The 18372-nt window shown below is 65.1% G+C and carries 18 protein-coding genes; 14 read left to right on the forward strand and 4 right to left on the reverse strand.

Annotation, left to right across the window (positions count from 1 at the left end):
- Positions 1–84: 84 nt before the first annotated feature.
- Complete coding sequence (locus tag D7I44_RS10290) at positions 85–2775, reverse strand: AAA family ATPase (protein WP_245979528.1); 2691 nt, start codon at positions 2773–2775, stop codon at positions 85–87.
- A 460-nt stretch (positions 2776–3235) separates the two neighbouring features.
- Here D7I44_RS10290 and D7I44_RS10295 point away from each other — a divergent pair, with 460 nt between their 5' ends.
- Both D7I44_RS10295 and D7I44_RS10300 read left to right on the forward strand, forming a co-directional pair.
- Complete coding sequence (locus D7I44_RS10295) at positions 3236–6745, forward strand: tetratricopeptide repeat protein (protein ID WP_162940198.1); 3510 nt, start codon at positions 3236–3238, stop codon at positions 6743–6745.
- Between the two features lie 408 nt (positions 6746–7153).
- Positions 7154–7471 (forward strand): hypothetical protein, encoded by a 318-nt coding sequence (locus D7I44_RS10300; protein WP_162940199.1) that lies wholly within the window; start codon positions 7154–7156, stop codon positions 7469–7471.
- 27 nt (positions 7472–7498) lie between these two features.
- On the opposite strand, the gene D7I44_RS10305 is transcribed toward D7I44_RS10300, so the two are convergent.
- Entirely contained in the window at positions 7499–8254 is a 756-nt protein-coding gene (locus tag D7I44_RS10305) for a hypothetical protein (RefSeq protein ID WP_162940200.1), read from the reverse strand.
- A 244-nt stretch (positions 8255–8498) separates the two neighbouring features.
- Here D7I44_RS10305 and D7I44_RS10310 point away from each other — a divergent pair, with 244 nt between their 5' ends.
- Positions 8499–8948: a single-stranded DNA-binding protein gene (locus D7I44_RS10310; protein WP_120789420.1), complete on the forward strand. Its 450-nt coding sequence runs from the start codon at positions 8499–8501 to the stop codon at positions 8946–8948.
- A gap of 23 nt (positions 8949–8971) precedes the next feature.
- Here the strand turns inward: D7I44_RS10310 and D7I44_RS10315 are convergent, their stop codons facing one another.
- Positions 8972–9367 carry a hypothetical protein gene (locus D7I44_RS10315; protein WP_162940201.1) on the reverse strand — a complete coding sequence of 132 codons (396 nt, stop codon included), beginning with the start codon at positions 9365–9367 and terminating at the stop codon, positions 8972–8974.
- An 86-nt stretch (positions 9368–9453) separates the two neighbouring features.
- Here D7I44_RS10315 and D7I44_RS18185 point away from each other — a divergent pair, with 86 nt between their 5' ends.
- The 6 genes from D7I44_RS18185 (at position 9454) to D7I44_RS18190 (ending at position 13634) form a co-directional block, all read left to right on the forward strand.
- Positions 9454–10632 (forward strand): hypothetical protein, encoded by a 1179-nt coding sequence (locus D7I44_RS18185; protein WP_162940202.1) that lies wholly within the window; start codon positions 9454–9456, stop codon positions 10630–10632.
- A gap of 99 nt (positions 10633–10731) precedes the next feature.
- The gene (locus D7I44_RS10325) at positions 10732–10989 is read left to right on the forward strand and encodes a hypothetical protein (RefSeq protein WP_162940203.1); all 258 of its coding nucleotides are present in this window, start codon (positions 10732–10734) and stop codon (positions 10987–10989) included.
- 2 nt (positions 10990–10991) lie between these two features.
- Positions 10992–11351, forward strand: coding sequence for a hypothetical protein (locus tag D7I44_RS10330; protein WP_162940204.1), 360 nt, complete (start codon positions 10992–10994; stop codon positions 11349–11351).
- A gap of 36 nt (positions 11352–11387) precedes the next feature.
- Positions 11388–12674 (forward strand): helix-turn-helix domain-containing protein, encoded by a 1287-nt coding sequence (locus tag D7I44_RS10335; RefSeq protein ID WP_220093755.1) that lies wholly within the window; start codon positions 11388–11390, stop codon positions 12672–12674.
- A complete protein-coding gene (locus tag D7I44_RS10340; RefSeq protein WP_120789426.1) occupies positions 12671–13231 on the forward strand; it encodes a flavoprotein in 561 nt (186 codons plus the stop codon). The genes D7I44_RS10335 and D7I44_RS10340 overlap by 4 nt, the downstream gene beginning before the upstream one ends.
- 70 nt (positions 13232–13301) lie before the next feature.
- Complete coding sequence (locus D7I44_RS18190) at positions 13302–13634, forward strand: hypothetical protein (protein ID WP_162940205.1); 333 nt, start codon at positions 13302–13304, stop codon at positions 13632–13634.
- 31 nt (positions 13635–13665) lie between these two features.
- On the opposite strand, the gene D7I44_RS10345 is transcribed toward D7I44_RS18190, so the two are convergent.
- On the reverse strand, positions 13666–14088 hold the full coding sequence (locus D7I44_RS10345; protein ID WP_220093756.1) for a tautomerase family protein: 423 nt from the start codon (positions 14086–14088) through the stop codon (positions 13666–13668).
- Between the two features lie 254 nt (positions 14089–14342).
- On the opposite strand from D7I44_RS10345, the gene D7I44_RS10350 reads away from it, so the two are divergent.
- From D7I44_RS10350 to D7I44_RS10370, 5 genes are all read left to right on the forward strand, one after another.
- Positions 14343–15437, forward strand: a complete 1095-nt coding sequence (locus D7I44_RS10350) for an aldo/keto reductase (protein WP_120789428.1) — start codon at positions 14343–14345, stop codon at positions 15435–15437.
- Positions 15430–17112, forward strand: a complete 1683-nt coding sequence (locus D7I44_RS10355) for an FAD-dependent oxidoreductase (protein WP_245979529.1) — start codon at positions 15430–15432, stop codon at positions 17110–17112. The genes D7I44_RS10350 and D7I44_RS10355 overlap by 8 nt, the downstream gene beginning before the upstream one ends.
- Positions 17109–17474, forward strand: a complete 366-nt coding sequence (locus tag D7I44_RS10360; RefSeq protein WP_120789430.1) for a UBP-type zinc finger domain-containing protein — start codon at positions 17109–17111, stop codon at positions 17472–17474. The genes D7I44_RS10355 and D7I44_RS10360 overlap by 4 nt, the downstream gene beginning before the upstream one ends.
- A 5-nt stretch (positions 17475–17479) precedes the next feature.
- Complete coding sequence (locus tag D7I44_RS10365; protein WP_162940206.1) at positions 17480–17800, forward strand: hypothetical protein; 321 nt, start codon at positions 17480–17482, stop codon at positions 17798–17800.
- Between the two features lie 97 nt (positions 17801–17897).
- Positions 17898–18323, forward strand: a complete 426-nt coding sequence (locus tag D7I44_RS10370; protein WP_120789432.1) for an OsmC family peroxiredoxin — start codon at positions 17898–17900, stop codon at positions 18321–18323.
- Positions 18324–18372 lie beyond the last annotated feature (49 nt).

Below are 18372 nucleotides of genomic sequence, written 5' to 3' on the forward strand. Positions count from 1 at the left end.
ACGGCACTCTCGACGGCGCCAACGCGCTCGGACGGGAACTTCGCGCGACCGGGTTGGCGCCTGGTCCCGGCATCGGTCGCGCGTCTATCGAAGGCTGAGGCCGCCATTACCTCTTGTCGGAAGAACGGTCGGCTCGCTTCCCTGATGCGCCCTCGCCGCACGGCTGAGCTCGTTCTGCGCCGCCGCACGCGATTTATCCATCGTCTCCTCGATGACTTGTCGCTGCATCATCTCAGCGAGCTGCGCGCGGGCAGACGCCCCGCTCGGCGCCACTAGGACGACTGTGTTGTCGCGCTTGCCTCGGGTGAGTCCGACGTATAGGCCGGCTGCATCGACGCCAGGACCTACGAGGGACCGGTCCGTCGTCTCGCCCTGGATGCCGTGCGCCGTGGTCGCGTAGCCGAGGTGAAGGTGGGCCGCCGCGTAGTCGTGTGTGATCTTGCGCGGTTCGAGTGAGTCCGAGGTGGACGCCAGTGTCACGTGGTCGCGACTGATTGCCTTGACCACCCAGTTCTGGCGGTTCTGAACATCGGACGTGCGGTCGTTGCGACGGGTCTGGACCACGTCGCCAATGAAGATGGCCTGCCCGCCCTGGCCGGCCGTCGAATGCTCGGCGCGAAGCTCGCCCGTCTCGAGACGGCGCATCTGAATCGCTTCGCTGATGACTTGCGCTTCGCTGTGCGTCGCGGCGACCAGAGCGAGGCTCTCGCCGCGGCGGCGACTTTCGAACCAGGCATCCGTCATCGCTTGCTGCGCTTCAACGTCGTTGTTGGCCAGCTTCACGTGCCCGGTTGTGACGAGCTCCTTCGCGACCGCCGCGGCTTCGTCGGCGCCGCGCGGGTCGCGCAGCCGCATGGTGAGATCCGCCCACGTGGGGTCGCTGTAGCGGTGGATCGTCGACAGCTCGACCTGGTTGGCCGCGCGGCTCCAGAAGAGCGCCATCGCTCCGGAGTGCCCGACGGGCAGCGCCTGAAGTTCGTCGCCGACGACGGCAACTCCGGCACCGGTTTGCTCGAGGACGTCGACGAGAGCGGATGCCGCCTCGAGATCGAGCATTCCGGCTTCATCGACGACGATGCGGTCGGTCGGGCGAATCGCGATCGTCGGGCCGCCGTAGACCGCGCCCGACTGCGGGTCGGTGTCGCCGGGCTGCAGGCGCGTCCACTTGGTCGCACCTGCCTCATCGGCCGCCCAGCGCCACCCGTAGTCGTGCAGCAGCTGGTGCAGCGACGACGAGGCGCTGCCAGTCTCGCGCCCGGCGACCGCGGCGGCCTTCTTCGTCGGCGCCACGATGATCGTATTGCGCCCCTGGCGGCGCAGCGCAGCGATCGCCACCTTGAGCATCGTCGTCTTGCCGGTGCCCGCCGGCCCGGAGATCGCGACGCTCCGCGCCGTGCCCGCGATCGCTGACGCGGCGTCGGCTTGGTTCAGGTCGAGGGCGCGAGCGGGGTCGAGCACGCCGGCGATCAGCCGGATTGATTCGAGGTTGAGCGGGATGCCCGGAGTCGACAGCGCCTCGACGCGGCGCGCGAGCGTCGCCTTGAGGACCGCAGTGTTGGTCCCCATGAGTCGCTTGACGTGGGCGGGAATGTCGGGCTCGCTCAGCAGGGTGACGGTGTGCGTCTTCACCGCGCTCCTGACGACCGCGCTGAGCAGCGCGTCGAGCTCGACCCGGTCGGCGACGGTGCCGGATGCCGCCACCGCACGGATGGCGCCAGCGCGGACATCCATGATGCTGAAGCGTCCGCCTGTGCCCGTCGAGCGAGCGTCGGCGTCGACGATCGCCTTCGCGGCAAGCAGGTCGAGATCGAGGTCGGCGATAGCCAGCTGACGGATGCCGGCAGCAGGCCGCGCCTTGTTGAGCCCACGGTCTGCTTCGGTGAGTTCGCGGCGGATGCGGGCGGCCCATTCGTCTTCGTCGAGCCGGCCCGGCTTGTCGGGGCGGCGAGCGGCCCAAGCCCACCGGTCGATCTGGTCGAGCACGGTTCGTGATGGCTCTTGCCCGGGGTGGCGCTCTTTCCACCAACGGGTTCGCTCGGCCTTGTTCGCTTCGATCTGCGCGGCGCGCTTCGAGAGCGGACGCACAAGGTGCGCCAGCTGCTCGATCTCGCCGTCATCGTTGAGTGTGAAGCCTTTGGCGGCGAGGGCCGTGAGCCAGGCGGGGTCGGTGCGGGCGGCGAGGTCGCCTTCGGCGTTGATGACGTTCTGGAAGCGCAGCGCCACTCGAGTGTCGAGGTTGGACCACCTGCCGTCTTCGCCCTGGACTTTGACGTTGAGCCACAGGTGGCGGTGCTTATGCGGGTCGAGCGACCGTGAGCGCTCGTGCTTGAGCTCGACGACTTCGATGCGTGCGAGGTCTTCGCGGATTGCGCCGGCGTGACCGCGCCGGGAGTTGAGTTCGACCTGCCACAGCTTGATGATCCGGTCGCGGAGGCGGTCTTGCAGATCCTCGTAGGCGGCGGCGAGTTCCCGGTCGAGCATCGCGGCGATGGAGAACGACTTCGGCGCGTTGATCGTGGCGTCGAGGATCAGGTCGGCTGTTGGCGATTCAAAGCGCGTGCCTCGCGGTTCTCCTGTCAACGGGTCGTTCCCGTCGATCCAATCGAGCAGCTGCGGGCGGGTGAGAAGATCGTCACGGATCGTGCCGTGCTCGACGACGTACCGGGTCATCACGGCATCGGCATAGTCCGCTGCGGCGAGCACGCCTTCAGCTGTGCGCGCAGTCAGGGTGGAGTCGCACACGCCCCCGAAGGCATAGGCGATCGCCTGCCTCACGCCTTGGGCGTGCTCGCCGCGTTTCCATCTGGCTATTCCGCCTCTCACACTTATTACTTGCACCAGTCGATGCGGTTCCGGCGCGCAAACGGCGCGCACTTCCACCCCGTGGTGCCTGCGTGCATTGTGCTGATCGCAGGTGGCAATGCCACGTCGTGGATTGACACAGCGATCCCGCGCTTGCCGCATGCAGGGTTGACCTGGGTCCTGCCTGATTTAGGCATTGACTTCGTCGCTCGCGTAAGCATCCACCGGCGACGCGATCCGCGCCCCGGCGAGGGCGCCACCGCGACCTCGATCGCCCGCAATGACGTTGGTGCGTGCGAGACTGCGCGCGTGATGAATCGTCAGATTCAGTATCGGTCGGAGCGCCCTCGCGGCGCGGGTATGTGTAAAGGTGCAATCGTGAGCGCTCGGGAAGCAGTTCGAATCGATGTCAGACCCATTTAGCGGAGCCATGATGGACACGCTGCTTGGCAAGCTCTTGGAGCTAGTTGGTCGGCTGCTCCGCAAACTCTCGTTCACCTGGAGAGTCGCGCACCAGGTACAAGTGACCGCGGCCGAAGATGGATACGCAGTGTCGGCAACGGCGCTGCGAGCTGTCTTGCGCGAGCGAGCGGTAAGGGCGGCGGTCAAGCGGCGGAAACCAGGCGACATCGTCCGGGCCAAGCACCGTTTGGCAACCGTGAGAGCTATCCACGCGGATGGCTCTCGGCTCTCGAGCGACAAGCTTTTCGAACTGAGCCGCACGGCGTATCTGGGTGCATCTGAACAAGCTGAGCGAGACCTCGGCATTCGAGACGAGATGACGAGCGGTTTCGCCGCGCTCACTCTGGATGGCGGGGCGCGCGAGCCGTTGTGGCAAGCCAACTTGGCCAGAATCTCACCGCCTCTCGCAGCGGACCTTTCGGTGCTACGCCGCGTCCTCGGCGATCCGGTCGACAAGCTTCTCCACCTGCTTGTCAACTCCCCGAATCGAAGCGAGCAACTATCCGCATGGACTGCTGCCCGACCCGAGTGGTTACCATTCGAGGGATCTCTGCTCGGATGGCTTGGCGAACTGTCAGTGGAGATCGGCGCAGCGGCTGCGGCGCGGCACTGGTTTCAGGCCGCGGTCTCGGCTGGTGCGGCGCCGACAGAATATTGGCGCGCGCGACTCCTGTTGGTCGAGTCCTCCAAGACCGACCAGGAGAAGCTCGCCTCGGTCGCCGATATTGTGACGCATCCACTTTTGGCGGCGCTCACGACCGGCCGACTCGAAGACCGAATTGAATACCTGCGAGAATGGGACACAAGATCTCAGATGCAGGCGAGCCTGCGGGCAGCCTTGATCGTCGATTGCTTGGCGGATCTGCGCAACTTCGATGAGGCGATCCATTACGGCACCACGGCGTATCGCGAGGAATCCTTCGGTGGCGCGGGTATCAATGCCGTTGAGGCATACATCCGCCGTAGCGGATACCATCACGGATCGCATGCGCCGGACCTAACTTCGGCACTGTCTCTCGCCCTCGAGATTCGGAATGCGCGCCGACGCTGGGGACTCACAGCTGGCACTGCTGTCGCGAAGGCTGTGAAGGCCGCGGTAATGCTGGCCGACATCGAGCTGGCCTTTTCCCTCGCGCGACCGCCCGAGGCGACTCCGGAGGAGGCTATGCATCCGGACGTTCGACGCGAAGCGATTGTAGCGATGGGTCTGCTCGGGAACGTACCCGGTGCGAAGGACCTGGTCGACGAGAGCACGCCTGAGTGGATTCGCCTACAAGTTGCGTCGTTCGAGGCAGAAGCATTGAACGACCAGGACGGTGCTAATGAACTGCTCGCCCGTGCGATAGACGCTGTAGACGACTGGAGCCAGAAGGCTCAGCTTGCCTTCCGTTTGGCGTCACGGGGCGTCGTGCATCCCTTTATCGACGAGCTTCGCGCTGACAACCCTGAAACCGCTGAAGAGCTTGAGATTGCCGCGGGGCTCTATGCGGGAACGCCAGGGGCCGAAGCGCGGGCCAAAGCACGCGCCATCGAAAGACCTACGATCGCCTTCTCGCTCATCACCTTCTTTGAAAAGTCAGGCCGACGGCGGGACGTCATATTTGTTGCCGAACAAGCGGCTGCGGCATGGGTGGATCCGGAACTGTGGCTGAAGGCTGCTCATACACACTTACTTGAGCGCGAGAGTCGCTTGGCCATCGACCGTGCAACTAAGGCACTCGATGCGGGAGGCGCGTCGTGGGGTAACAGGGCCGGCGCTTATCGAGTCCAGGTGGAGGCGGCAAGCTCGATAGGAGACTGGACTACCGCGCTTGCCAGCGCGCAAATGCTCCTTCGCCTAGATCCGTCATCTACCTCGGCACAGTGGGCGGTGGTGCGGATCAGACGCAATTCCGGCGACGTTGACCAGGCCTATCTCGACTGGAAGGTCGGAAAGCCGGGCCCGAGGCCCCGGATCCCGGACGAGGCGATGACGTGGCTTGAGATGTTTCGCCTCCACGGCAGCGAAATGGCGACGCTCCGCGAGTTCTTCGAGGTCGCGAACGGCTTCGCTGAGAACTCTGACGTGCGCAACATGGCACTCGGCGCGTTACTGTCTGCTCCGATCACGGAGCCCGTGGAGGAGCTGAACTTCAATGCGTTGCTACAGCGGTTTGAGCGCGACTATCCGGGGCAGAGTCCGGTACGCGCGCTAACTATCGAAGAGGGTGCGGACGCCACCGCGATCATTGCGGCCCTCGACGAGGCCGTCGGTACGCGCGAGAAGACTCTCAAACCTCTCGACGAAGGCATCACAAAAGGTACTCTCCCCATCGGCTTTGCGGCCCGCCCGGCCGGCAAACACGTAGCGGAGCTTCTCAATATTCGACATAAGTCCCCCCGATACGCCGGTTCTTTGAGGCCTGACGATGAGTTTCAAGCCATCGCTTTGGCGCTAAGTCTCGGCGCCGTCGTGGACGTGACAGCACTCTTCACGCTGGCACTGCTCCGGGAGGCTAACGCCGATTTGCTTATTGCGAAGTTGCCTGAGTTGACTACCGCCTCGGAACAGATGCTCGACGCTGTGGCGGCACGGGAGGCATTCAACCGCGCCCCAGGGGGCACCTTCTTCTCGAGTACGGCGGATCGTGCCGCGACCTTTGCTCTAGCTGACCCAATCGAGCATGACCAGCAACGGAGGACGGCCGTCCGCCTCGTCAGCCTCTTCCTGCGATCCAGCCGGCAGTCCGGTTGGCCTTACGTCACTAGTTTCGCCGAGCATATTGGTGGCGGCGCGGACGGGATATGGCTGGCATCCCTGGATCTCGCCGTAAAGACTGACCGCCCACTGTGGTGCGACGACGCCGCGACTCGTGCGGTTGCTCGCGAAATGGGCGCCGACACATTTGGGACGCCGGCGCTCGTTGAGTACCTGCGCCGCGATGGCACCATTCCGTCCGGGGAGGCCAATCAGCTTGATGCTGAACTGATCCATAACTGGACGATCGGCGTCGCGTATCGAAATGCCGTCATTGACGAGGTAAGTCAGATCGATCAGATGGCGCCCGAGGGTCTCGCAGCATGGATTCTCCACGGCGGCCCGGACAATGCGCTTGAGAAAGTTGACTTCGTCGTGCACGCGATGGGCGCAGTCGTCGCGCTACCGGATCAGCTCGCAGGCTGGACCGCAATCGCCTTTAAATACCTCGCGGATGTGGCTGGAAGCCCATCGGCCGTGCTCGACAATCACACCAACCTGCTGCATCGCCTTCTGCTCCAGCCCTGGCTGGGGCCATCTTCCCTTGTCTTCGTCGTCGATGCGGGGCATCGCGAAGCGGGGGCTTTATGGGGTGAGGCATTTGAACGGGGATTTCGGCTGATGTTTTCCCAGATCGCCCAACAGATCGGACACGAATCTGCAGCGAATTACGCGCTCGGCCTGGTTGCGCAACTTGAGCCTCGTGACCGCCAGTTGGCGCTTGCCGTCATTCTCAGTCCCTAGATAACTTCCGCATTGGAAGCCTGTCGTGATTGCGGCGGGCTTCAAGCGCTCAATGCTCAAGTCCGGCGATCACCGCGTCGAGGTTCTTGTGGCACAGACGAAGGTCGCCGACGCTATCGAGCGGGCGATACGTGCAACAGCACCCTTCTCGGATGCTATTGGAGGGTGACGGCGACGTTCGTAGTCCACCTCATGGCGGCGCCCAATTGGGAGGTGGGAAATGCGGCGTCAGCAATGTCCTGCAGGTCGACTTGACCGTACCCACTCTGCCGCCCGAAGTGGCGTCTTGTGCGGTAGCGGCCGGTCGGGGAGTCTCACCGGAGGAAGCCGACGACGGGGTCCGTGCGCGGGGCGCAACCGAGAGTGAAGCAGGTCGCGTCAATGCGGATCTATGAGAGGGGGACTACGTTGTCCGACCGGTACACGCAGCAGCAGTACTACTGCTACCCGCCGACTGTCATTGTGCAGACGCGTCCGAAGGGCCGCTCGATCTCCGGCTTCGTGCTCGGGTTCGTGTCGTTCGGGTTCGGCTGGACGCTCATCGTCCCGGTGGTCGGCCTGATCCTGTCGGGACTTGGTCTCCAGCGAGAACCGTCAGGGAAGACGTTCGCCATTTGGGGTCTCGTTCTGAACGGACTCGCGGTGTTGGGATGGCTGATCGGCGTCATACTGATCGTTGCCACATTTCAAGCGGCGCACGCCATCAGCTCGAGCTACGGGTACTGAGCGGTCCCGTATGCGGCCTGGCGATGCCTATCGGTCGACCACTTTGTTCGCGTCCGGGTCGACGCCGACCGCCATCCCGCTGACGGTGTCGCGCACGGTGAACGTGTAGGAGCCCGGCGTGACGCCGTACTCGACCGACATGTACGGCGCGATCTTGGCGTATGTCGCACCGGGCGACACGACGGTGCCGTCAGGCTCGACGCTGAGCACGGAGGGAAGCATCCCGTGCGCCTTGTCGTATTGCAGAACCGCGCCGAACTCGATCGCGACGTGCACAAGGTTCGCGTGAAGCTGGTTCGTCGGGTCGACGTCGGCACCGTCGAACGGAGCGACGACCCTAGCCGCGGGCGCGGGATTGACTGGACTCGGCGGTAGCGCGACAGGTATCGCTGGTGCGGATGCTGCGTTTGCGGTCTGCAGGTTCGGCATGGTCGGCACGTGACCGGGCAGATAGAAGGCGGCAAGCGACCAGAGGCACAGGATTGTGCCGACGACGCCGAGAGTGCCGCCCACGGCCGATAGGAAGAGCCCACCGCCCGCGTGCCGGTACCGCACGGCGAGGGCGACAGCGGAGATGCCAGCGGTGGTGATGACCCACCCGGTGTAGCCCGGCCTGGAAACCGCGAGCAGAGGAAGCGCTGTCGCGATCAGTCCGAGCAGCACAGAGACGAGGCCATTCAGCGGTCGCGGCCTGACTCGGGTCAGGGTGTACACCGGACGGCTCGTGCGCGCCGGACTCTCGTCCCAGTAGCCAGCTGGCGACCAGTCTCTCGGACCGCTCACGTCTAGTTCCCCCTCAGATCAGCCATCCACTGTCTACGGGCTGCGTCAGGAACGAGGCGACCCCCAGTGAAGGAGGCATCCGCCGCGTCACAGCCTGCACATGGCGCGTCAGCGAATCACCTCGATGGCGGCGACCCCCTGACGCCGTGCGCGCGTTCTGCGCGCGACTTTCGCTCCGTCTGTGCAACGTGCAAGTAAGAGCGATTCCTGCTCAGGGGTCACCCGTTGCGAAAGGCGGAGACGGATGAGTACTCGAGTTCACCTGGCGATCGAGGGCAGCCTCGCCGCCGACCCGATGCCGGGCGAATCGTCCAGCGGAACAAAATTCACGAGATTCATCGTCCAAGTCAGTGATCGCAAGCGGCAGGACGGCGAGTGGATCGACGGGGACACCGACGTGCACCACGTCATCGCGTTTGGTCGTATCGGCCAGAACGTGTGCGACAGCCCCGCGAAGGGCGACATGGCTATCGTCACCGGGGACCTCAAGTTCCGCCACGTGACGGATGCCAAGAGCGGGCGCCTCCGCGACGACACCGAGATCGTGGCTGACGCGGTCGCACCCTCCCTTCGACACGTGCCCGCGCGCGCAGTGCGCGCGCCGCGGCCCGAAGTCGAGCCGGCCGCGGTTCGGGTGACCAGCTGGCCGGTGCGAGTGCCAGGGACTAACCGCACCGCGACGTCGCTGTCATGACCGCCGTTGTGACGGCCGAAGCCCTACTCGCCAGCGGCCTGCGCGAGAAGACGGGCGAGAAGGTGTCCGCGATCGGCCTCGAGCTGTGCGAGCGCCGCGTCGTCGCCGCGTGCGATCAGCGGACCTTCCGCCGCGACGGATTTGCCCCACGATGCAAGAAAATCCAGTGCGATCGCGTCGGCTTCGGATGCCTGGCGGGTGGGGTGTGCGCTCAGGATGGCATCCCGCAGCTGATCACAAGCGGCCTCCATGACAAGGTCGAGCACCGCATCGAACTGAACGAGGTCAACCTTCATGGCCGCCGTCTCCACGCCAGCGGCACTGGAGATTCCGGCCGCAGCGAACGTTCGCGCGGCAACTCTCGCGTGGCGAAGCAGCACCTGCGAAGCATCCGATTCAAGTTCATTGATCTCGGTCACCTCGCCAGGATGGCAGACCTCGCGAGAGGCCACTTCCCGGCGACGCTCGATGTGCAGAATCCCCACGCATCTTCGGAGGTGCCGCGGTGAGAACTGGAGACTCTGGCGATGAACGCGATCGATCGGACGCAGGCGATGAGGCGGCGCGAGCGAGCAGGAGGGCGGCGAAGGAACGTTGGCGGCGCAGTCCGGCGGGGAAGGCGTGGATCGCCCGTTACAACGCGGAGCATCGCGAGAAGCGACTCCAGCAGAATCGCGATTACAACCTTCGTCCAGACGTCATCGAACGCAAGGTGCGGAATCGAGTCGAAAACGCTGAGAACCTCGCCGCCCGGCGCCGCGAAATCGAGCAGAGACATCGGGCGCGGCTGGCCGCGCGAGATCTTGCCAACGCCAAGAAGCGGGCGAATTACCACGACGATCCAGAACCGGCGAAGGCCAGAGCGAAAGCCTGGGTCGAGGCCAACCCGGATCGCGTGAAGCAGATCAAGGCCGCGAGCCGGGAGCGGAATCGGGAAGCGCGTAGAGCGCGCGATCGCGAGCGATATGCGGCGGAGGCCGAGCAGCGCCGACAAGCCCAGCGCGAATACCGAGCTCGCCCGGAGAACCGGGAGAAGATCGCTGCGCAGAAGCGCGAGTCGGAACGGCGGCGGCGCTCGGCCGACCGCGATGCGTACGCCGCCTATCAGCGTGAGTACCGCGCCCGCGAGAAGCGGAGGCGCGAGCTGGGGCTTCCTCCGAGGCCGCTGCGTCGCAGCACCCGGGCGGAGGTGGAGGCGAACGAAGTCGCCGCATTCGATTTCTTTGTGAGTCGCCGCCGAGATGCCGTTGTGCGTGCGCTCAAGGCCGAGTCGCTCGCGGTCCATCGAGCTGCGACGGATGCTCCTGCCGAGTTAACCAGCGAGGCCGCGCTGCGCGATGCGCAGCGACTCATCGAGTTGATCGACAGGCGAGCGCAACGGGAGTCCGAGCGCTTCGCTGCGTTCATGGCCAGCCGGGCAGGCGATGAGTTGCGCGAGGAAGTGCAGATGGACAACGCGGCCCGCATTCACTTCGGCAAGAAGCCGTATCCGGATGTCTTGGCCGAGGTGAATCGGCGAGCATCGGCGCTTCTCGAAGAGGAGACGCAGCGCCTTCGAAGCGAGCGCGCTCGGATCCTTGAAGCGCAGGCGCGTAGGGCCGCAACAGGACCGGAAACGGGCGGGCCAGGGTGGAACCCCGGTGCCGGCTATCGCCGGAGTCGGACGGGTCCCGCTCGGTCCTGAGCCCCATTGTGACTTGCGAACGCGAGCCACATGTTCTAACTTAACGACGTCGAATTCCGACTTAAATTCGTACACCTGTTCTCTTCGGAGGTGCCCCTGATGTCCATGATTGCCCACGTGGGCGAGCCGGTTCGCCTTCTGCTCGATGCCGGCAGGCCGTCGCGTTTCTACTGGGGCGAGCGCTGGGTCGTAACCTCCGCCGAGCCTGATGGCTTTGACTATCTGGGCGACGAGACGCGGGTGGCATCCTGGCATGTTGCAGCTCAGACCGAAGATCAGAGCGACGCCGCCGTCTTTGAATTGACGCGTGACTACGCGGCCGGCGGCTGGGTGCTCGACTCCATTGCGTATGCCTGAGCGTGGGCGGTCAGACCCGATATCCGTCGCGGCTCGACGCGGCGATCATACGCGGCCTGATTCGTCCGCTACCGGTCTCACTGCCCGAGCAAATTACCGGGCCGTTGCGCGACGTCTCGCACGTCAAGGTCTGGGTGCTGCTCGAGTTCCTCACGTGCAACGGGCCGGTCTGGGTTGAAGTCGAAGCAACGGCGGTCGCATGGAACGCCCGATTCGTGCGCGTCGAGACCGTGCTGCCAGGCGGTGATGCGGTGACGGCGACAGTTTTCGCGTCGGCGTGCCGCCGCTACGACCTCGAGGAGGAGCGCGCGAAACGCCGTGCGGTGATGGATGCCAATCGTCAAGGCATCCGCAGACCATAGGCCTGTCACCAGTTCGCGCCGCCTCGTCTCGTTGCGATGCAAGTTTCCACCGCCGCGAAGAACCTCCACCATTCGGCATCCGACGTTCGTAAACTCGGCACCATGCACGGGTTCGGCGACCAGCTGACGACGGGGGAGCGTATCGCGCACTACCGTGCGCGTCGCGGACTGACGCAGTCGGTGTTGGCGAACCTCGTGGGTCGCACCGAGGACTGGCTGAGCAAGATCGAGCGCGGCGAGCGTGAGATTCGCCGTGTTGACGTGCTCGTCGATCTGGCTCGAGAGCTCAGGGTCACGCTGGGTGACCTAATCGGGCAGCCGGCGCTCGCCGAAGACGATCGACACGATGACGACGTGCCCGCGGTGCGGGAAGCGCTCATGTCGCCGCGTCTGCTGTCGCGCACTCTGTTTCGGCATCCGGCATCGTCACCGCCCGATATCGCTTCCGCGCGGAGACTCGCGACCTTTGCTTGGGATGACTACCAAGCGGGAAGACTCGGCCGTGTCACCGCCGCTCTGCCTGGACTGATCCTCACGGCGCAGGCCCTGGAGGACACTGCAGACACGGCCGGCGACGCAGGCCAACACTTCGCGATCAGCGCTCGCATCCATCACCTGGCAACGACGACTTTGATGAAGTTTGGCGAGACCGACCTGGCATGGATCGCCGCCGAGCGTGCGCTACGGGCGTCGGATGCGTCCGGTGATCCGCTAGTCCTCGGATCTGCGGCTCGAGCTGGCACTCACGCTCTGCTCGGTCTCGGGCGGTATGCGGAGGCGATCGAGTTGGGCACGACGGCCGTTGAATGGATGCGAGCGCAGATCGAAGCATCCGACGACGTGGCGCTCAGCCTGAGCGGGATGCTTCAACTTCGGCTCGCTGTTGCAGCAGCACGACGGGCCGACAGGACGGCTTCAAGTGACTTTCTCGATCAGGCTGCCCGCGCCGCACGCAAGCTCGGCCGGGACGCGAACCTGTGGCACACGGGCTTCGGGCCGACGAACGTCGTGCTTCATCGAATGGCGGTTGCCCTGGACCTCGGTGACGTTGCGTTCCTTGTCGAGCACGGCCCGCGGGTGAATGTGGATCACATGCCAGCCGAGCGCGCGACGTCGTTCCAGGTCGACCTGGCGCGCGGGCTGAGCCTCGCGGCGCGCGACGGCGATGCGGTAGAACTGCTGTTGTCAGCCGAGCAGGTCTCACCGGGCATTGTGCGGCACAGTCCGCTTGCTCGCGAAGCCTTACGCGAGATGCACCGACGTGACCGTGGTCGGAGCGAACTGCTGTCGGGCCTGGCTGAGCGTTGCCGAGTCGTGGCATGACGGACTCTTCGCCCGTCGTCGCGGTGGTGGGGTGCGCCGCCGGGGGCCTTGAGGAACTTCGGCCGAAACTCGTCCAACCGCTACTCGCCAAGGGCTATCGGGTGGCGGTCACACTGACGCCGGTGGCTGGCGCGTGGTTCCGCGAATCCGGCGAAGCCGAGCGGATTGCGGATATTACGGGCTTGCCGGTGCGCAGCAACCCGAGGTTGCCGACGGATGCCAGCCCGCATCCGACATCCGATGTCGTAGTCGTCGCCCCGGCGACGGCGAATACTGTCGCGAAGCTGGCGCTCGGAATAGCAGACAACCAGGCGCTTACGGCGGTCAACGAGTCGATGGGTGTCGTCCCGGTGATCGTCTTTCCGCGCGTGAATGCCGCACATGCTCGGCACCCAGCGTGGCAGGGGCACCTCGCGGCATTGCGTGGAGGTGGCGTACACCTCGTTTATGGCGATGAGGTGTGGCCATTGCACGAGCCCCGCACGCGGCCCGGGCGTGAACTTCCTTGGGGGTCAATTCTCGTTGCCGTCGACCGGGCGCTGGCTGCCGTTCGATAGAATCTGCTTCCGTCGGCAACCCGGACACTGTGTCCGGGCTGATCGGCCGCATCGCTCTGAGACTTGTGTCGTGAGCATCGCCGCGCCGGATCCCGGAGAGTTGAGGATCTTCATCCTCGATACGGGCGACCGCGACTCGGCGCTACGCGGCGGCCTCATTTGCGTGACGGGATCGGCAAATCCGACACCCGGGGAGAAAGCGGCGTGCGTCGACATTGTCAGCCGGTACGCAATGGACGGCTGGGCGGTCGCTGCCGATCCGCGCACATCGCTTGGTCGTCTCGCTGCCAGGACAGCGTTTTCAGCGAGAGTCCCGTTCCTGGCACTAACACGTGTCGCGGCCGTCGCCGCGAAGACAACGACTCCGGCAACGATTCGGCGGATCGTTGCCCGGGTCGACTGATGGGTGCCTCCGCCCGAATACGGCCGGCGAGTCAGCTGTAAGCCGATGGGAATCCATCCTTCGCCCACGTTTCTTCGGCTGTGGAACCGCCCGGCGGCGGAAATAACCCGTTGATCATCCACAACTGTTCGCTGGTCTCGTCGGCGTGGAACTCCCAGTGCACGTCGGGATAGTTGTTGAGCGTCGGCGCAATCATTCCCTTGATCCACTCAGCGTTCCTGCGGCGCGACTCAGCGTCCGAGGCATGACGCGCAATGTGATCGACTGAAATCCGAACCGCGGCGGACGATGGCTCGCCGCCGACATACATGTCTTCCGGCGACGTCTCGCGGAATACGGTCACTACATAAAAGCGTGGGAGCCCCACAGCCTCGTAGTGGTCGGCGATACGAGATGCCAGGTCTCGTTTTTCCTGGCCGTCGAGGAATCCTGGCGAATGGTAGATCGTCCACATGGGCATGACGGCTATTGCTCCGACCTCGCTAGCGGATAAGTTCCACCGTTGACCCTATGCCAGCTGACTATCGGAAGAGAAGCTAACGTTGCCCGGCGAAAGTCGCTGGCGCCCCCCGCAAGAGCTTTTAACCGCCTCTGGGTGGCGGGGAGTGCTGCGTCTGGCTATACTTTTGCAAGTTAGGGCTTGCGAGCTGCGCCTTGCCGGCGCGATGGGCTGGACTCGCAGTTCGCGATCGAAAGGGAGGATCGCTAGTGCGGTACACGACTTTTGGCAGCAAATCTGGACTCCGCGTCTCGGAACTCGGTCTGGGAACGTCAAACTTCGGCACGAAGTGGGCGACCGGCACGGACAAGGCCGGGTCACTGGCAATCCTCGATCGTTTCGGAAAGGCAGGCGGGACATTCATCGACACCGCCGACACCTACCAGCAGGGGGACTCCGAACTTTACCTAGCCGACTTCCTCGCAAACGACCGTGACCACTTCGGCGTGGCGAGCAAATTTACCTTCGGTACCGCGGGCCAGACCGGGGTCGGCAAGACGGGCAACAGCCGGAAGGCGATGAAACAGTCGCTCGAGGCAACACTCCGGCGCCTGAGCACCGACTTCCTTGATCTCTATTGGGTGCATAGCCCCGACTTCGTGACCCCGATCGACGAGGTTGTCGAAGGCCTTGACGACCTTGTTCGGGCCGGCAAGATCCTCTACGGCGGGCTCTCGAACTTCCCTGCATGGCAGGTCGCCGAAGCCGTCACGGCGTCTCGCGCGTTCGGGCGCAACCCGATCATCGGAACACAGTTCGAGTACAGCCTGGCCGCGCGCGACGGCGAGCGGGATCTGATCCCGATGGCGGAGTCTCTGGGACTGGGCGCGGCCCTGTATTCACCGCTCGGTGGCGGCCTCCTGACGGGCAAGTACCGGCTCAGCCCAGAGGGACGGCTGACAACGCTGAACTCGATCATCCAGCGCGAAGACACGCAGCTGAAGACCGCGGTGGTGGACACCCTGCTCGCCCTCAGCGCAGAGACCGGGCTGGAGCCGGCGGTGCTGGCCATCGCGTGGCTTCGGGCCCGGAACGTGCGATCCGCAACCGCGCTGGTTGCGATCGTCGGGCCTCGGACTCTCGCACAACTGGACTCGTATCTGGCGGCGCTCGAGGTGGAGTTGGAGGACGAGCACTATCGCCGACTCGATGAGGCGAGCCGGCCCGTCCTCGGCATCCCGCACGACTCGGGCATCGAGACCCGCAACGCAGTACTTGGCGGAATCGCCGCCGGATTCGTGTTGCCTGCCGGCCCTCGAGCGGTTCCCGCTGCGCGCGCAGATGAAGGGGCTCATGGTGCCTGACTTGGCTGCGGGGCACACCTCCGCGAGCTTCTCCGCGGAGCAGCTCGCACGGCTTCGCGGCTATGGAACCGCGCACGAGGTCGCCGCAGGGGAGGTGCTGTACGCGCCAGGGGATCCCGACTACGACCTGATCCTGGTGGATTCCGGCGAGGTCGAGGTCGTGCGTGTGGGGCGAGACGGCGGCCCCGATGAGGTCGTCGCCCACGAGCGGCAAGGCGGAATCCTGGGCGAGATGAGCCTGCTGAGCCGCCAGGCGGTCTATCTCACGGCGCGAGCCATCACCGCGGGTGCGGTGTATCGAATCGACGGGCGGCAGCTTCGGCGGCTGATGTCCACGGATGCCGAGATTTCGGCGATCTTGCTGGATACCTTCATGAAGCGCCGCAACGAGTTGAAGGCCACCGCCGCGCGGTCGCTCGAACTGATCGGCGACGAACGCTCATCCGCGGCCCACGCGCTTCGCACCTATGCGGCTCGCCTACAGCTGCCGCACCGCTGGCTCGATGCCGAGTCCGAAGACGGGCGCGCAGCACTTGGACGCGAGGAGATGGAGGTCGCGGACCTTCCGGTCGCCATCACCGCCTCAGGGGTGCTGCGCAGGGCTACTCCGGGCATGCTGGCTGAGCGGCTTGGATTGAGCTACCGACTCGGCGAGGAAACGACGAGTACCGACGTGGTGATCGTGGGGGCGGGACCGGCTGGCCTCGCGGCTGCCGTCTACGCCGCGTCTGAGGGCCTTGCCACCGTGGTCCTCGACTCGGTCGGTCCCGGTGGGCAGGCTGCCGCGAGCTCTCGGATTGAGAACTATCTCGGCTTCCCCGCCGGGCTCAGCGGCGGAGACCTGTTGAGCCGGGCCCATACGCAGGCGCTGAAGTTCGGGGCGAGTGTCTTCAGCCCCTGTGAAGTGCAATCCCTGCGCAGTACCTCCACTGGCCACCGGGTCACACTGGGCGACGGCAACACGATCAAGGCTCGAGTGGTGATCTGTGCGTCCGGCGCCCGCTACCGCACACTGCCGCTGGAACGCTGGGCCGAGTTCGAGGGGGCCGGCATCTATTACGCCGCAACGGAGCTCGAGACCAGGCGTCTGGACGGAAGCCCTGTGACCGTCGTCGGTGGCGCCAACTCGGCCGGCCAGGCGGCAATTTTCCTCGCCTCGAGGGGCTGCGAAGTCGATCTGGTCATCCGTGCGCCGCGCATCGGCGACGGCATGTCGGCCTACCTCGTCGACCGGATCCTCAGCGACAGCAGGATCGCGGTGCACACGTCAACGGAAGTGACAGCGCTGCACGGAACAGGCTCCCTGGCGGCAGTGGACTTGACCAGCCGTGACGACGGCGATAGCCGCACGCACGAGAGCCGCGCACTGTTCTGCTTCATCGGGGCCGTACCAGCGACGGAATGGATTGAGGGCGCCGCCAAGGATGAAGACGGTTTCGTCCTCACCGACAGCCAGATCCCCGCCGAAGAACTGCCGAGCGTCTGGGGCGCCCTCGGGTCGGGCCCTCTCCCTTTCGAGACGAGCATTCCGTCCGTTTTCGCAGTCGGCGATCTACGGCACGGCTCGATGAAGCGGGTCGCGGCCGCAGTCGGCGAAGGCGCTAGCGCTATCGCCTCAGCCCACCGCGCACTGACGCGGTTGGCCGCACTGAACGAGGAGGAGCAGCGCAGATGACTGGCGAATCAACGGAAACCGATGGTGGGATCAACCCGCATGTGCCTCCGAGCGGAGACGGCTGTGCCGAGTGCACGCAGAACGGCGGCTGGTGGCTCCACCTTCGCCGCTGCGCCGCGTGCGGGCACGTTGGTTGCTGCGACAACTCGCCCTCACAGCACGCAAGCGCTCACGCGGCGTCCACAGGCCACCCGGTAATCCAGAGCTTCGAGCCGGGTGAGGACTGGTTCTGGAACTACACCACTGAGGAATACGACTACGGCCCGAGGCTCGCCGACCCCCAGCACCACCCCCTCAGTCAGCCCACTCCAGGCCCTGCCGGGCGCGTCCCGGCGAACTGGATGTCGCAGCTGCACCCCTGACCCCCATGACCCCCATGACAGCCGATCAAGCATTCGACCTCGTCACCGCGTCGCTGAGCGACATGTCGATCCGGGAAGGGCGCATGTTCGGCTGCAGGACGCTGCTGAGCGGCCGAAAGATGTTCGCGGTGCTCTACGACCGTCGGCTTGCGGTCCGCCTCGGACGCGGATCGCAGCGAATGCACGAACTTGCAAGCTCGCCGGCCGCAGAGGAATGGGACCCAACCCGGCGGCACCAGCCATTCCGCGACTGGGCACTCGTCTCATTCGAGCTGCATGACGAGTGGCCCGATCTCGCACGCGTCGCCTACGAGGCACTGCCCTAGAGCTGACGCAAATCAGCTGAACGGACTACAGCGCGACATCTGACTTTCGTAATGCAAGTCAGTCGACTAACGTCTTGAGTTAGAAGAGGAAGGCACGATGAAAGCTATCGGGACGTCACATTGGGCTGGCACGTGGCGCGGCGGAGCCGGCACCATTTCCACGCAAAGCGACGCGCTCAGCGAAGTTCCGTACACGTACCAGACTCGGTTCGCGGACGAGCATGGTGTAGCGCCGGAAGAACTCCTGGCCGCAGCTCATGCGTCGTGCTTCAACCAGGCTCTGGCGAACAACCTCGATCGCGCAGGGTTGGCGGCCTCGGCGATCGCCACCGTGGTCGAGGTGAGTTATGGGATCACGCCCGCCGGGCGGCCGACGATCGAGGGCTCGCACATCGCCGTCACGGCAACCGTTCCCAGCACCACCGACGCGGACTTCGCCGAGCTCGCGGAGCGGTCAGCTCGTGGCTGCGCGATCTCGCGCGTGCTGTCGTGCGACATCACAGTGACCGCCACGCTGCGCTGAATCACCTCGGTAACCATCAGGGGCGTCGACGGGACGCTCTCAACATAAG

Source organism: Gryllotalpicola protaetiae (genome assembly GCF_003627055.1).
Lineage (GTDB): Bacteria > Actinomycetota > Actinomycetes > Actinomycetales > Microbacteriaceae > Gryllotalpicola > Gryllotalpicola protaetiae.